This window comes from Streptomyces caniferus (assembly GCF_009811555.1).
Taxonomy (GTDB): Bacteria; Actinomycetota; Actinomycetes; order Streptomycetales; family Streptomycetaceae; genus Streptomyces; species Streptomyces caniferus.
In genome coordinates, this window is record NZ_BLIN01000002.1 from 1,516,501 (window position 1) to 1,530,162 (window position 13,662).

13 protein-coding genes and 1 pseudogene are annotated in these 13,662 nt (G+C 72.8%); 5 read left to right on the plus strand and 9 right to left on the minus strand.

Annotated features, from left to right (window positions below; genetic code table 11):
* The first annotated feature begins 219 nt into the window (after positions 1–219).
* Entirely contained in the window at positions 220–1,329 is a 1,110-nt protein-coding gene (locus Scani_RS08545; RefSeq protein WP_159471533.1) for a DUF5937 family protein, read from the plus strand.
* Positions 1,330–1,350: 21 nt separating this feature from the next.
* Here the strand turns inward: Scani_RS08545 and Scani_RS08550 are convergent.
* Positions 1,351–2,055: pseudogene (locus Scani_RS08550) on the minus strand (serine hydrolase domain-containing protein); the annotation flags it as partial.
* An 83-nt stretch (positions 2,056–2,138) separates the two neighbouring features.
* Between Scani_RS08550 and Scani_RS08555 the strand changes: the two are divergent.
* On the plus strand, positions 2,139–2,408 hold the full coding sequence (locus tag Scani_RS08555) for a hypothetical protein (protein ID WP_159471535.1): 270 nt from the start codon (positions 2,139–2,141) through the stop codon (positions 2,406–2,408).
* A 4-nt stretch (positions 2,409–2,412) separates the two neighbouring features.
* Here Scani_RS08555 and cutA read toward each other — a convergent pair whose 3' ends face one another.
* From cutA to Scani_RS08570, 3 genes are all read right to left on the minus strand, one after another.
* Positions 2,413–2,754 (minus strand): divalent-cation tolerance protein CutA, encoded by a 342-nt coding sequence (gene cutA, locus Scani_RS08560; RefSeq protein WP_159471537.1) that lies wholly within the window; start codon positions 2,752–2,754, stop codon positions 2,413–2,415.
* A 76-nt stretch (positions 2,755–2,830) separates the two neighbouring features.
* The gene (locus Scani_RS08565) at positions 2,831–3,514 is read right to left on the minus strand and encodes a response regulator (protein WP_159471539.1); all 684 of its coding nucleotides are present in this window, start codon (positions 3,512–3,514) and stop codon (positions 2,831–2,833) included.
* A gap of 198 nt (positions 3,515–3,712) precedes the next feature.
* A complete protein-coding gene (locus Scani_RS08570) occupies positions 3,713–4,918 on the minus strand; it encodes a sensor histidine kinase (protein ID WP_159471541.1) in 1,206 nt (401 codons plus the stop codon).
* Positions 4,919–5,092: 174 nt separating this feature from the next.
* Here Scani_RS08570 and Scani_RS08575 point away from each other — a divergent pair, with 174 nt between their 5' ends.
* The gene (locus tag Scani_RS08575; RefSeq protein ID WP_159471543.1) at positions 5,093–6,229 is read left to right on the plus strand and encodes an SAM-dependent methyltransferase; all 1,137 of its coding nucleotides are present in this window, start codon (positions 5,093–5,095) and stop codon (positions 6,227–6,229) included.
* A 44-nt stretch (positions 6,230–6,273) separates the two neighbouring features.
* Positions 6,274–7,416, plus strand: a complete 1,143-nt coding sequence (locus tag Scani_RS08580) for an NADH-quinone oxidoreductase subunit D (RefSeq protein ID WP_159471545.1) — start codon at positions 6,274–6,276, stop codon at positions 7,414–7,416.
* 181 nt (positions 7,417–7,597) lie between these two features.
* Here Scani_RS08580 and Scani_RS08585 read toward each other — a convergent pair whose 3' ends face one another.
* The 4 genes from Scani_RS08585 to Scani_RS08600 form a co-directional block, all read right to left on the minus strand.
* A complete protein-coding gene (locus Scani_RS08585; protein ID WP_167538042.1) occupies positions 7,598–8,947 on the minus strand; it encodes a hypothetical protein in 1,350 nt (449 codons plus the stop codon).
* Between the two features lie 64 nt (positions 8,948–9,011).
* A complete protein-coding gene (locus tag Scani_RS08590) occupies positions 9,012–9,980 on the minus strand; it encodes an ABC transporter substrate-binding protein (protein WP_159471546.1) in 969 nt (322 codons plus the stop codon).
* Positions 9,981–10,070: 90 nt separating this feature from the next.
* Positions 10,071–10,835 carry an ABC transporter permease gene (locus Scani_RS08595; protein ID WP_159471548.1) on the minus strand — a complete coding sequence of 255 codons (765 nt, stop codon included), beginning with the start codon at positions 10,833–10,835 and terminating at the stop codon, positions 10,071–10,073.
* A gap of 2 nt (positions 10,836–10,837) precedes the next feature.
* Positions 10,838–11,572 carry an ABC transporter permease gene (locus Scani_RS08600; protein ID WP_159471550.1) on the minus strand — a complete coding sequence of 245 codons (735 nt, stop codon included), beginning with the start codon at positions 11,570–11,572 and terminating at the stop codon, positions 10,838–10,840.
* A gap of 177 nt (positions 11,573–11,749) precedes the next feature.
* Here Scani_RS08600 and Scani_RS08605 point away from each other — a divergent pair, with 177 nt between their 5' ends.
* Entirely contained in the window at positions 11,750–13,093 is a 1,344-nt protein-coding gene (locus Scani_RS08605) for an ABC transporter ATP-binding protein (protein ID WP_159471552.1), read from the plus strand.
* Positions 13,094–13,166: 73 nt separating this feature from the next.
* On the opposite strand, the gene Scani_RS08610 is transcribed toward Scani_RS08605, so the two are convergent.
* Complete coding sequence (locus Scani_RS08610; RefSeq protein ID WP_159471554.1) at positions 13,167–13,658, minus strand: DUF3180 domain-containing protein; 492 nt, start codon at positions 13,656–13,658, stop codon at positions 13,167–13,169.
* Between the last annotated feature and the right edge of the window lie 4 nt (positions 13,659–13,662).

Consider the following 13,662-nt stretch of genomic DNA (forward strand, 5'->3'; position numbering starts at 1 on the left):
CGCCACTGCCTGATCTCCCGGGCGGTGCGGACGGTGTGGGTTCCCGGGGCGGGTGGGGCTGCCTCGCCTCGCTGGGCGGCGCGGTAGGTGTCGAGGAGGTGCTGCTGAGCGGCGTTCATGTCCTTCACTGTGGAGCGGTCCAGCGGACCGTGGCCCGTCGATTGACGGGAGCCGTCAATCGACGTCCGGGCAGGTGGCGGACTCGCGCATGATGGGCGCATGGCCAACGTCATCGACATCACCGGGCTGCCGCCGGAGCGCATCGTCTTCTCCCCCTCCCCGTTGGCGGAGCTGGGCGCCGCGCTGCATGCGCTCTCCGAGCCGGGCCACCATCCCGGGCTGCACGGCTGGGTCACCGCCACCAACGCGGCGCTGGAGACCGACCTGGCCGACCGGCTGTGCGAGGCGGACTTCCTGTGGCGGTCCTCCCGTACCGACATCATGCTGCCGGCCCGCCCCGGGGCGACGCTGGCCGAGGAGCTGGACGAGCTGGACAAGATCGACGACGAGCGGTTCGTGGCCGCCGCGTTCGAGATCACCTGCTCGGCGAGCTACACCCGCCCCACCCCGTCGCCCCTCGTCGATGCGGACGAGCGGGCGCGGGTACGGGAGATGGCCGCCGCGCGCGGTCCGCGGCAGGCGGCCTTCACCGACCGGATGCTCACCGACCCGGACGGCCTGCGGGTGTGGCTGCGTCGCCTGCTCGAGGACTGCGAGGAGGCGTTCTTCGGGGACATCTGGCGGCGGGTGGGCATCCAGCTGGCGGCCGATGCCCGGCACAAGACCGAGCTGCTGCGCCACAAGGGCCTGGCCGAGACGCTGTCCGCGACGTCGAAGGCGTTGTCCCTGGAGGAGGCGCAGGACGGCAGCGGTGGCATCCGCATCCTGGTCGACAAGCTGGCCCGGGGGCGTACGACGGCCTTCGCGAGCCCCGGGGATCCGGGCGTCACCTTCCTGCCGACGTCGTTCGGCTGGCCGCATCTGGTGTTCAGCCACGCTCCGGGCTGGCGCCCCGTGCTGCAGTACCCGGTCACCGGGCCGGAGTTGCCGGCGCCGGCCGCGCTGGAACTCGTCCAGCAGCGGCTGGAGGCGCTGGCCCACCCGATGCGGATGCAGTTGTGCCGGACGCTGTCGCGGGGGCCGCATACGACGGGGGAGCTGGCGACCGCGTTCGGCATCACCGCGCCGGAGGTGTCGCGGCACATTGCCCTGTTGAAGAAGGCCGGTCTGATCCAGACGCGGCGTCGGGGCCGCTATGTGCTGCATCAGCTGGACCTCCAGGTGGTGGCCCGGCTGGGCAGCGACTTCCTGGAAGGCGTACTGCGCTAGGGCCTGTCTCCTCGATCATCGGATCGTGAAGGCGCCGGCGATTCCGCACACGCCGCCCAGCGGGCGGGCGGAGAAGTCGTGGGCTGTGCCTTTGAGGTGAGTGTCGGTCTCCGGGTCGAATTCGGTGGGAGCGCAGCGGGCGGCGACCTGGTCGGGCAGCGGGCCGAAGCAGGTCGATCCCATGCCGAGCGGTTGCCAGGTCCGGGCGGCGGCGGCCTGGTCCAGGGACTGGCTGGAGAGGTGTTCGGCGAGGTAGCCGAGGATGAGGGCGGCTCGGTCGGTGTACTCGACGGCCTCGCCGGGCGGCCGGTGCAGCTCCTCGTGCAGCACGCCGCGGCGGATGGCCTGCGGGTCGGTGCCGTAGAGGTTCTTCATCTGGGCTCGCAGGGGGACGCCGGCGGTGTGGGTGAGCAGCTGCCGGGCGGTGACCTGCCCGAGCGGGCGGCCCGCGGCTTCGGGCCAGAAGCTGCCCAGCGGCTGGTCGAGGTCGAGGGCGCTGTCCTCCCAGAAGGCTCCGATGGAGGACCAGACGGCGAGGATCTTGGTGAGGCTTGCGGCGTCGAAGACGGTGTCGGGCCGCATCGGTGCCTCGGGTTCGTCCGGGTCCAGGACTCCGGTGGTGCCGCTGGCTCGGATGCCGCCGCTGTCGCCGACGGCCCAGACGGCGCCGGGGTAGACCTTGTCGCGGACGCCTTCGTTCAGGAGTGCTTCGATGCGGTCGATCATGGTCTCCCTGTTCGCTGGGGCTGTCCCGCCGTCAGCGTAGGGACGCGACTCGGTTGGCTGTTGGTGCGGCACGGGCTCAGCGGGTGAGCCGAGCCCTGGAGTGTGTGCTGGACCGGGCCGCCGGCATCGGAGACCAGCCGGGTGCCGTTCGCGCCCTGGGCCGCGCCAACACCGCCTTCGACTACGGAACACCTGGCGAGCAGGCATGGACGTGCTTCTTCCGGCAGGCTCGCCTGGACAGCCTCAGCCTGTCCGCATACGCAAAGTTGCGGCATCCGGACCTGGTGCCGACCGCAGACACGGCAGCGGCGCGGGCCCTCGCCGAGGACATCCGCGCCGCACTCGTTGCCTGACCTGCTACTCGGGCTGCGTCTCGGCGTCCACCCACGCCAGATACTCCGCCGAAGCGTGGGTGATTCGAGTCGCGATGATCTCCGGGGTGTCGTAGTCGTGGTGCTCCCGGATGTGAGCCTCCAGCGCCTCGTAGCGGGCGGCGCTGGTCTTGAACAACACCTGCCATTCGGGGTCCGTCTGGACCCCGCCCTCCCACCGGTACACGGAAGTGACGGGAGCGCTGATCTGCGCGCACGTCGCTACCCTCGCCTCCACCACGCCGGACGCCAGCACGCGGGCCTTCTCCTCGGTGTCCGCTGTCGTGGCCCACTCCCCCGGCCCGCCTCCGCCGTGCCCTCCCCGCACCCGCCCCGTACGCCCCCGGCCCGCGTCGGCGCTCCTGCCGCGCCCTCTTCCCGCGCCCGCGCCCGCCCTCGTCGCTCTACGCCCCCGAGCCCCCGGCCCGCACCAGCCCGGTCTCGTACGCGAGGACGACCGCCTGGACCCGGTCCCTGAGGCTCAACTTGGTGAGGATGCGGCCCACATGGGTTTTGACGGTGGCTTCCGAGAGCACCAGCCGTGCCGCGATCTCACCGTTCGACAGTCCCTGGGCGACCAGCAGCAGCACCTCCCGTTCGCGCTCCGTCAGCCGTTCCAGCTCGGGCCGGGACGGTTCGGCGGAGGTGGCGGGCAGCATGGGGGTGAAGCGGTCGAGCAGCCGGCGGGTGGTGGACGGGGCGACGACCGCGTCACCGCTCTCCACCGCCCGGATCGCGGCGAGGAGTTCGCCGGGCGGTACGTCCTTGAGCATGAAGCCGCTGGCCCCGGCCTTCAGCGCGGAGAAGGCGTATTCGTCGAGGTCGAAGGTGGTCAGGATGAGGACCTTGGGGGCGTCTTCCTTCTGCCCGCCCTCGCAGATCCGGCGGGTGGCCTCCACACCGTCCAGGTGCGGCATCCGTACGTCCATGAGGATCACGTCGACCTGGGCGGTGCGCAGCACCTCCAGGGCTTCCACGCCGTTGCCCGCCTCCGCGACGACCTCCATGTCGGGTTGTGCGGCCAGCACCATCCGGAAACCGGTGCGCAGCAGCACCTGGTCGTCGACGAGCATCACGCGGATGGTCATGGGAGGGGGTCCTTTCGTGCGGGGGCGGGGGCAGGAGTGGGGGCGGGCCGAGCGTACGGGGTGAAGTGCGGCGGGCCGGGCTCCCGGGTGGCGCCGCCGGGCCGGCCGGCCGCGGCGCCGGGCCCGGCGCGCCGCGCACCGGTCCGGTCGTGCGGCGCGCGGGCCGGCGTGCACCGCGCACCCGCCCGGTCGCGCCGCTCACCGCTCCGGTTTGAGCGGCAGGACGGCGCTGACCCGGAAGCCGCCCCCCGGCCGTGGTCCGGCGGCCAGGGTGCCGCCGACCATGCCGACCCGCTCGCGCATGCCGATCAGGCCGTGGCCGAGGCCGTCCTCCCCGCCCTCCTCGTAGAGCTCGCGCTGGGCGCCTCGTCCGTCGTCCTCGATGAGGAGATCGAGATCGTCGCCCTTGTAGGAGAGGCGGACGGTCGCGCCGACGGCGGGGCCGCCGTGTTTGCGGGTGTTGGTGAGCGCTTCCTGGACGATGCGGTACGCGGTGAGTTCGACGCTGCTGGGCAGGTCCCGCGGCTCGCCCTCCACCTGGAAGTCGACCGGCAGTCCGGCGCCGCGTACCTGGTCCATGAGGTCGCCGAGCTGGTCCACGCCCGGCTGGGGGACGTATTCGCCGCCCTCGGGCTGTTCGCCGGTGCGCAGCACGCCCAGGAGCCGGCGCATCTCGGCCAGCGCCTGGCGTCCGGTGCCGGAGATCGTCTCCAGCGCCTGGCGGGTCTGCTCGGGCGCGGCGTCGAGGACGTATGCGGCGCCGTCGGCCTGGACGACCATCACCGACACGTTGTGGGCGACGACGTCGTGCAGTTCCCGGGCGATCCGGGCGCGTTCGGCCGCGACCGCGATCCGGGACTGCGTCTCGCGCTCCTTCTCCAGCCGGGCGGCCTTCTCCTCCAGTTGCGCCCAGTACGCGCGGCGGGTGCGCATGGAGTCGCCGAGCACCCAGGCCAGGACGAAGGGCACGGTGAGCAGCACGGTGAAGAACAGGTTCTGCTGGACCGATTGTCTGCCGAAGGCGTCCGTGAAGCGCACGGCGGAGAGGGCGGGGCCGAACAGGGCACCGGCGAGGGCGCAGCGGGAGGCCCAGCGGGGGACGGCGGGTGCGGACGCGACGGTGTAGGTGATCACGAACATCGCGAAGTCCGCGGGCAGGGTCGGGATGCCCCAGATCAGTTGGCCGACGCCGATGGCCGCCGTCAGCAGCAGCATTTTCACGGGGCTCTTGCGGCGCAGCGCGACGACGAGGCACAGGCCGACCGTGAAGATCGCGACGAGGATCTTCGAGAGGCCTCCGCCTTGGCTCACCACCGACACGCTGCCGACTCCGAGCAGGAGGACGGCCCAGAAGGTGTCCACTCCCGTCGGATGCCTGCGGAGGAAGTCATAGAGGCGCTGCACGTAACCCAGCGTAGGCACGGTGAATACGTGTACGAGTCAACCGGAGGAGCGATCCTGTACGCCGGGCCTACTCCCCAAGGTGGAGACCCCATGCGCCAAATGTGTCGGAACGGGGGACGGCCTGCGTAGTGCCCCCGTCCGCGCGGGGCGGTGACCGCCCGTACCGTGGGGCAGGTGACGAACGAGTGGTGCGGGTGGCGCGAGGCCACGGAACGGGCGCTGTACGGCCCGGACGACGGCTTCTACACGCGCCCCGGGGGCCCCGGTCCGGCCGGCCACTTCCGTACCTCCGTGCACGTCTCTCCCCTGTACGCCGGCGCCGTCGCCACCCTCCTGTGCCGTGTGGACACCGCTCTGGGCCGTCCGGACGAGCTGGCGCTGGTCGATGTGGGCGCGGGGCGCGGCGAGCTGCTGACCGGTGTGCTGGCCGCGCTGCCCGACGAGGTGGCCGCGCGGCTGCGCCCGTGCGCGGTCGAGCGCGCCGCGCGCCCCCCGGGCCTCGATGCGCGGATCGAGTGGCGGGGCGAGCTGCCCGCCCCGGGGTCGGTCACGGGCCTGCTGTTCGCGAACGAGTGGCTCGACAATGTGCCGGTGGACGTCGTCGAGACGGATGCGGACGGGGTGGCACGCCGGGTCCTGGTGCGCGCCGACGGCACGGAGCGGCTGGGCGAGCCGGTGGACGGTGCGGACGCGGAGTGGCTCAGCCGGTGGTGGGCGACCTCGGGGGCCGGGGACGCGGCCGCCGGGCCTGCCCTGGACGCCGATGCCGCCAAGGGCACGGCCCAGGACGCCGGTGCCACCCGAGGCCAGGCACCGGATGCCGATGCCCTCGGAGCCCCCGCCCCCACCACCCCCGGCCTGCGCGCCGAGATCGGCCGGCCCCGGGACGAGGCCTGGGCGGAGGCCGTCCGGACGCTGCGCGCGGGGCTCGCCGTCACCGCCGACTATGCGCACGAGCGGGGCGACCGGCCGCTCTTCGGGACGCTCACCGGCTTCCGCGACGGCCGCGAGGTGGCTCCGGTGCCGGACGGGAGCTGCGACATCACGGCGCATGTGGCGCTGGACGCCTGCGCCGGGCCGTCGGCGCGGCGGCTGACCCAGCGCGCGGCGCTGCGCGCCCTGGGGGTGGACGGCCGGCGTCCGCCGCTCGCCCTGGCCGTCACCGACCCTTCCGGGTACGTACGGGCCCTGAGCGGGGCCGGGGCGGCGGCGGAGCTGACCGATCCGGCGGGCCTCGGCGGCTTCGGATGGCTGCTGGAGCCGGTGGGCGAGGCCTGTGCGGGCCTGCTCAGGGCGGTGGACGCCGGCTGAGGGCCAGGGCGGCTGCCGCGCGGGCATGCTGCAAGACTGTTCCCATGACGGAGACGACGGTCGGCATCGGCGGCGCGGCGGAGAGCACCGACATGGTGCTGAACATCGGCCCGCAGCATCCCTCGACGCACGGCGTGCTGCGGCTGCGCCTCGTCCTGGACGGCGAGCGCATCCAGCACGCCGAGCCGGTGATCGGCTATATGCACCGTGGCGCCGAGAAGCTCTTCGAGGCGCGTGACTACCGCCAGATCATCATGCTCGCCAACCGGCACGACTGGCTGTCGGCGTTCTCCAACGAGCTGGGCGTGGTGCTGGCCGTCGAGCGGATGCTGGGCATGGAGGTGCCGGAGCGCGCCGTGTGGATGCGGACGCTGCTCGCCGAGCTGAACCGGGTGCTGAACCATCTGATGTTCCTCGGCTCGTACCCCCTGGAGCTCGGCGGCATCACGCCCGTCTTCCACGCCTTCCGTGAGCGGGAGGAGCTCCAGACCGTCATGGAGGAGATCTCCGGCGGCCGGATGCACTACATGTTCAACCGCGTCGGCGGCCTCAAGGAGGACCTGCCGGCGGGCTGGCTCGGCCGGGCGCGGCACGCCGTCGCCGAGGTGCGTTCCCGGATGGACGTCTTCGACAACCTGGTGCTGGGCAACGAGATCTTCCGCGGCCGTACCCGCGGGGTCGGTGTGCTCGCGCCGGAGACGGTGCACGGGTACGGCGTCTCCGGGCCGATCGCCCGGGCCTCCGGCGTGGACTTCGATCTGCGGCGCGACGAGCCGTATCTGGCGTACGGGGAGCTGCAGTCCACGCTCAAGGTCGTCACCCGCGAGGAGGGCGACTGTCTGGCGCGCTTCGAGTGCCTGCTGGAGCAGAGCCACAATGCGCTCGATCTCGCGGATGCCTGTATGGACCGGATCGCGGAGCTGCCGCCGGGGCCGATCAATCAGCGGCTGCCGAAGGTGCTGAAGGCTCCGGAGGGCACGACGTACGCGTGGACCGAGAACCCGCTCGGCATCAACGGCTACTACCTCGTCTCCAAGGGCGACAAGACGCCCTACCGCCTCAAGCTGCGCTCGGCGTCGTTCAACAACATCCAGGCGCTGGTGGAGCTGCTGCCGGGCACGCTGGTCGCCGACATGGTCGCCATTCTCGGCTCGCTGTTCTTCGTCGTCGGGGACATCGACAAGTAGGCCGGGGCGCGGGCAAGCGGGCGCGCGGCGTCCCCTGGCCCGGCGCGGATCATCGTCCACACCCTGTGGACGGGCGGGTACCTCCGGCCCGGAAGCCGCCCGACGAACAAAGACAGCCCGGCCCCGGAGGCGATAAAAGCTCCGGGGCCGGGCTGCTGTCGGCTCAGCGGTCAGCCGTGGGTCAGGAGATGGCGCTGCGCAGCGCCCCGACCTCGAACTGATCGGTCTCGTCGTGCGCGGTCAGGTCGATGACCTCGCCGGTACCCGCGGTCGTCTCGCCGACGGACTGCGCCTCGTCCGCGCGTTCACCGGCCGGGTGGTCACCGTCCGGGTGTCCGCCGCCCGCGCGCTCGCCGTCCCCCTGCTCACTGCTCGCGCGCTCGCGATCCGTCTCTTCTCCGCGGATGTGCGCGCCGTCGGCCTCCGCCTCGGCCTCGGCCTTCTCCGCGCGCGGCTGCGGGCGGGCGTCCGAACGGGCCGCACGGGCCGTACGCGCCCGCGCACGGGCCGACTGTTCGGCGAGGGCCTCGTCGCCGACGACATCCGCCAGGTCGTCCTCCAGCGGCGCGGTCAGCTCCCGGGGGCCGGAGGCGGTGGCGTTGCCGAAGAAGTCGAAGCCGCCCAGCGCGCGGGATGCGGCGGGGCGGGACGGGGCGAGGGCGGCGGCGGTGGCCGGGACCGGGCGGAGCGCGGGTCCGGCGGCGGCTGCCGTACGGGCAGCTGCCTCGCCCGTGCGCTGTGCGGCGGCCGCCGACGGGTTCCCCCGGCTGTCCTCACCGTCCTTGCCGCCCCGGGCGTCGCGGCCCGCGGCCGGTGCGGACCGGGTGGACCCCTCGGCGCCGGAGCCGTCCCGCGGCGTGCGAGCGGCCTTCCGGGCGGTGCGCTGCCGGGCGGCGTTGCGGGCCAGTTGGCGCAGGGCCCGGTCGGCTTCGGCGTAGGTCGCGGTGGACGGGGCCGGGCCGTCCTGGTGCGGCGCGGCGGGCTCGCGGCGGGCCGGGGCGGCGGTCTCCCCCGCCCGGACGAAGTGGAGGGCCCGGGGAAGGCCGGCGGCGGCCGGCAGCGCCTTGGCCGGGGTGGCGGCCTCGATGGCGAGCAGCCGGCGGCCCTCCAGGGCGCTGGCCCGTTCGGTCTCCGCGGTGGCGTACCGGCGGAGCAGCGCGGCGTGTTCGCTGCGCAGCCGGGCCAATTCGGCGCGCTTGGAGCGGAGTTTGGCTTCCAGGGCGGCGCGGAGCTCGCGGGATTCCTCCACGTCCGTTTCGAGTTCGGCTATCCGCTCCTCGGTGCGCCACTCGTCGCGCACCCGGGCGCGGTCGAGTTCGGCGACCCGTCGGCCGGCCGTACGGTCCCAGGTCCGCAGAAGGACGGCGCCGGTGAGGGCGGCGGCCGCCGCACCCGCGGCGAGCACCCGTTGCACCAGATCGTCGCCGACAAACCACGCGCCCGCAGCGCAGGCTATTGACGCACCGGCGACCGTCACGGGAGGAAGCAGCCGGTGGAGGGGTGGTGAATGGCGGTGGCGTCCTCGTGGCATGGCCAGAAACTTACCGTGCGTGCGGGACCTATGGGGCCCCGCACACCAATCCGTTTCCCGCTGGTTACTTCTTGACCAGACCCTTGGACTCCACATAAGCCTGGGCGACATCCGCGGGTTTGAGTCGCTCGGCATCGACCTTGCGGTTCACGTTGATCAGGTCTTCGGTGGTTAGCGTCCGGGTGAGCTTCCCGAGGGCGGTCTCGATCTCCATGTCACCGGCGCTCTCGGCATTCACCACCGGCAGCACATTGTCGGCGTTCTGGAGCTTCTTGTCGTCCTTGAGAAGCACCAGTCCGAAGTTGCCGAGCGTGGCGTCCGTGGTGGTGGTGAGCACCAGTTGGTCGGTGCCGTCCTTGACCGCCTGCTTGGCCTGCGGGGTCCCGACGCCCTTGGGGTCCAGCGCCGTGATGTCGATGCCGTACGTCTTCTCCAGGCCCGGCTTGCAGAACACCCGGGTCTCGCACTCCTCGCCCGCCGCGATTTTGATCTTCTGCTTCGATGCGCCGAGGTCGGAGAGGGACTTCAGGCTGTGCTCCGCGGCGAATTTCCTGGTGACGGCGAACGCGTTCTGGTCCGTCGCCCCGCCTGCCGCCAGCACCTTGAGCCCGCGCGGCCCGGCGAGCTTCTTCAGGGCCGTCACCGTCTTGCCGATGTCACTGGAGGCGACGGGCTTCGCCTTGGTGCCGTTCTTCTTCGCGTTGAGGAATTCGGCGAGGGTCGAGGCGTATTCCGGGACGACATCGATCTGGCCCTTCTCCAGGGCCGGTTCATACAGCTCGCGATTGGCCAGGGTCTGCACCCGCGTGCGGTAACCGGCGTCGGTCAGGACCTTGGAATAGATCTCGGCTAGCACCTTCGACTCGGTGAAACCGGCCGAGCCGATGACGATCTCGTCCCTGCCCGCGCCCTTGCCGTTGCCGCCGCCCTTCTCCTCCAGGCTCTGGCCACCGCACGCGGCCAGGCCGGCCGCCAGTGTGATCACTGCGCCCGCGGCCACCGCGGTGCGCGCCACACGTGACTTGCTGCTCATGAATGCCACCATTCAGTCCGTTTCGGATCAGGTCTGTCGCGTCGGGCGCGGGGCCGGGCCGAGCGGGATCGGCGCACCATGCGGCGACGCCTACGGAGCGGTTGCCGAGGCCGGTGCCGCCCGGCTCGCCCCCGGCCCCGCGCCCCGGGACGTGTCCGACGCCCCGCGCGAGCCCGTACGCGTCGCGCGCCGCCGCCCCCGCATCGGGTCGAGGAAGCGCTCCGCCAGGACGAGGACGCCCTCCACGGTCAGGGCGAGCACGGCCACCAGCAGGGCGCCGGCGACCACCTGCGCGGTGTCGTAGTTGCCGAAGCCCGCGGTGATGATCCGGCCCAGGCCCCCGCCGCCGGCCAGCGCGGCCAGGGTCGCGGTCGCCACCACCTGGACCGTGGCCGAGCGCAGGCCCGTCATGATCAGCGGATAGGCGAGCGGTATCTCGACCCGCAGCAGGACCTGCGGCCCCGACATCCCCATCCCGCGCGCGGCCTCGACCACATCGCGGTCCGCCTCCCGCATCCCCAGATAGGCGTTGGTCAGCAGCGGCGGCACCGCGAACAGCACCAGCGCGATGATCGTCGGCCAGTCGCCGTGGGTCCCCAGCGGACTGAGCGTCAGCAGCACCAGGACCGCGAACGTCGGTATCGCGCGCCCCACGTTGGCCAGATTGACCGCCAGCGCGCCGCCCTTGCCGAGGTGCCCCAGCCAGAGCGCCACCGGCAGGGCTATCAGACAGGACAGGGCCAGGCACAGCGCGCTGAGCCAGACATGCTCGGCCAGGCGGTGCCACACCCCTTTCTCCCCGGCCCAGTTGGCGGCCGTCGTCAGCCACTGCCAGGCACCCGCGATCGCCCCCATCGTCAGGCCACCGCCTTCGCCGCACGGGCGCCGCGCCGCACACGGGCCCGCGCCCCCGTCCGCGCCCTCGTCCAGGGCGTCAGCAGCCGCTGCAGGCCCATGAGCAGCAGATCGGCAAGCAGTGCCAGCAGCACGCACAGCACCGAGGCCGTCAGCACCTCCGCCTTGAAGAAGCCCTCCATACCGCTGGCTATGAGGTTGCCGAGTCCGCCGTAGCCGACGACGGAGCCGATGGTCGTCATCGCCACCGTCGAGACCGTGGCGATACGCAGTCCGGCCACCAGCGCGGGCAGCGCGAGCGGGAGTTCGACTTCGTAGAGCATGCGCGCCGGGCCGTACCCCATCCCCCGGGCGGCCTCCCGCACCTCGGCGGGCACCGCCTGCAGACCGGCGAGGATGTTGCGCACCAGGATCGTCAGCGAATACAGCACCAGGCCCGTCACGACCACGGCCGCCGAGACTCCGAAGACGGGTGTCAGCAGCGCGAACATCGCCAGCGAAGGGACCGTGTAGAGCACCGTCGTCAGCCCCAGGACCGGTCCGGCGGCGCAACGCCACCGTCGGGCCACCAGCGCCAGCGGGAAGGCGATCAGCAGGCCGATCAGCACCGACACGGCCGTGATGCCGAGGTGCTGGACCGTCGCGTCCAGCAATTCCTGGCTGCGGGTGCGCAGATACTCACCGCAGATCCAGTCGTTTCTCTCCAGGCAGCCCGGCCCGGCGGCACCGCCGCTCATGGCTCGTCACCTCCCCCGCCCCGTTCGCTCACCTTTTCGATGACCGTCTGCGACCCTAAACCCCGCCACTGACAATCGGACCGGTCCCGCAGCTCATCGGCCCGCATCGCCATCCAGGCGCAACACCGCGTTCACGACCGCCCGTTCACAATGGGCCGTCCACACCTGGGGGAGAGCATGATCCGCTTCGAGCACGTCACCAAGAGCTACCCCGACGGCACGACGGCCGTGGACGACCTCACCTTCGAGGTCGCCGAGGGCGAACTCGTCACGCTCGTCGGGCCGTCGGGCTGCGGCAAGACCACGACGATGAAGATGGTCAACCGGCTCATCGAGCCCACCAGCGGCCGCATCCTCCTCGACGGCGCGGACATATCGGCCCTCGACCCCGTCCAGCTGCGGCGCCGTATCGGCTATGTCATCCAGCAGGTCGGTCTGTTCCCCCACAAGACGGTCCTGGACAACACCGCCACCGTCCCGCACCTCCTCGGCCGGCCCCGCAAGCAGGCCAGGGCGCGCGCCGCCGAGCTCCTCGACCTGGTCGGCCTGGACCCGTCGACGTACGGGGACCGCTACCCCGACCAGCTCTCCGGCGGCCAGCGCCAGCGCGTCGGGGTGGCCCGCGCGCTCGCCGCCGACCCTCCCGTCCTGCTGATGGACGAGCCGTTCGGCGCGGTGGACCCGGTGGTGCGCGAGCATCTCCAGAACGAGTTCCTGCGGCTGCAGTCCACGCTCCGCAAGACGGTCCTCTTCGTCACCCACGACATCGAGGAGGCGGTCCGGCTCGGCGACCGCATCGCCGTCTACGGGGCGGGCCGCATCGAGCAGTTCGACACCCCCGCGACGGTACTGGGCGCCCCGGCGACGCCGTACGCCGCCGCGTTCGTCGGCGCGGACCGGGGCCTGAAGAGACTCTCCGTCACGCCCGTCGAGCCCGGCGACCTCGAACAGCCCCCGGTCGTCCGCCTCGACGACCCGGCGGCCCGCGCCGCCGAGCGGCTCGCCGCCGACGGCGCCGCCTGGGCCGTCGTCCTGGACTCCGACGGATCGCTGTACGGCTGGGTCCCGGCCTCAGCACTCACGGGCGCCGCTAAGACACCGCGGACGGCAGGGACACCGCAGGCACCGGAAGCCCCGCAGGCCGCGGAAGCGTCACGAGCACCCTGGGCTGCGGAAGCCCCTCAGACACCCATCGGGACCGCCGGCGAAGAGCGCGCCGCGCTCTCCCCCCAGGGCGCCACCGTCCGCGCCCACGCCCGCCCGATGGACGCCCACCTGCCGCTCGGCGCGCCGCTCAAGCAGGCGCTCAGCACGCTGCTGCAGCACGACGCGGGCTGGATCGCGGTCCAGGAGGGCGACCGCTACCTGGGCGTCCTCACCCCCGCCCGGCTGCACACCGCCCTGCGCCGCTCCACTACGGCGGACGCCGCGAGGGTCCCGCGCGCGCAGGTGGCGCTCGATACGGTCCCGGACCCGGGCGGCAGGCCCGCCGGCGTCACGGCCCCGGTAAGCGGCGCCTGACCCCGGAGGCCGCCCCGGCGCGGCGCGGGCCCGGACGGCGGCGCCCCGGCCCGCTCAGGGGCGCGGACCGGCCTCACACCGTCGCGTCGGCCCCGCCGTTTCCGTTGCCGCCGTCCTCCGGCAGCTTGCACACCCGCTCCAGGAAGATCGCTGCGACGACCACCGCCGCCCCGGCGACCACCGACAGACCGGCGTAGATCGTCTGGTCCCGGCGCGGTGCGACATCGAGGCCGGTGGTCAGCAAGAAGACGCCGACACCGCCGTACAGCCCCGCGGCCAGCGACGCCACCAGCGCACTCGCCTGGCCGAAGACCACCGCGCGGGCGGCCACCAGCGGATCGACGCCCCGGGCGTCCGGACGGCGCTCGCGCTGCGCGCGCAGCCGCGCCCTGAAGGAGAACGCGGTGGCGGCGAGCACCGCGGCGATCAGCGCCAGCACGACCGGCGCGGCCACCGGCACGCTGGGGAGGGTGCCGAGGGAGTCCCACAGCCGGGCGCCTCCCCAGGCCAGCACCCCGGCCGCCAGAAACAGCCCGACCAGCACCTTGATGTGTAGCTGCTTCACCGAG

Coding starts and splice junctions, on each gene's coding strand:
- Scani_RS08545 (WP_159471533.1), top strand. CDS start 220: ATGGCCAACGTCATCGACATCACCGGGCTGCCGCCGGAGCGCATCGTC.
- Scani_RS08565 (WP_159471539.1), bottom strand. CDS start 3,514: ATGACCATCCGCGTGATGCTCGTCGACGACCAGGTGCTGCTGCGCACC.
- Scani_RS08580 (WP_159471545.1), top strand. CDS start 6,274: ATGACGGAGACGACGGTCGGCATCGGCGGCGCGGCGGAGAGCACCGAC.
- Scani_RS08585 (WP_167538042.1), bottom strand. CDS start 8,947: ATGCCACGAGGACGCCACCGCCATTCACCACCCCTCCACCGGCTGCTT.
- Scani_RS08590 (WP_159471546.1), bottom strand. CDS start 9,980: ATGAGCAGCAAGTCACGTGTGGCGCGCACCGCGGTGGCCGCGGGCGCA.
- Scani_RS08595 (WP_159471548.1), bottom strand. CDS start 10,835: ATGGGGGCGATCGCGGGTGCCTGGCAGTGGCTGACGACGGCCGCCAAC.
- Scani_RS08600 (WP_159471550.1), bottom strand. CDS start 11,572: ATGAGCGGCGGTGCCGCCGGGCCGGGCTGCCTGGAGAGAAACGACTGG.
- Scani_RS08605 (WP_159471552.1), top strand. CDS start 11,750: ATGATCCGCTTCGAGCACGTCACCAAGAGCTACCCCGACGGCACGACG.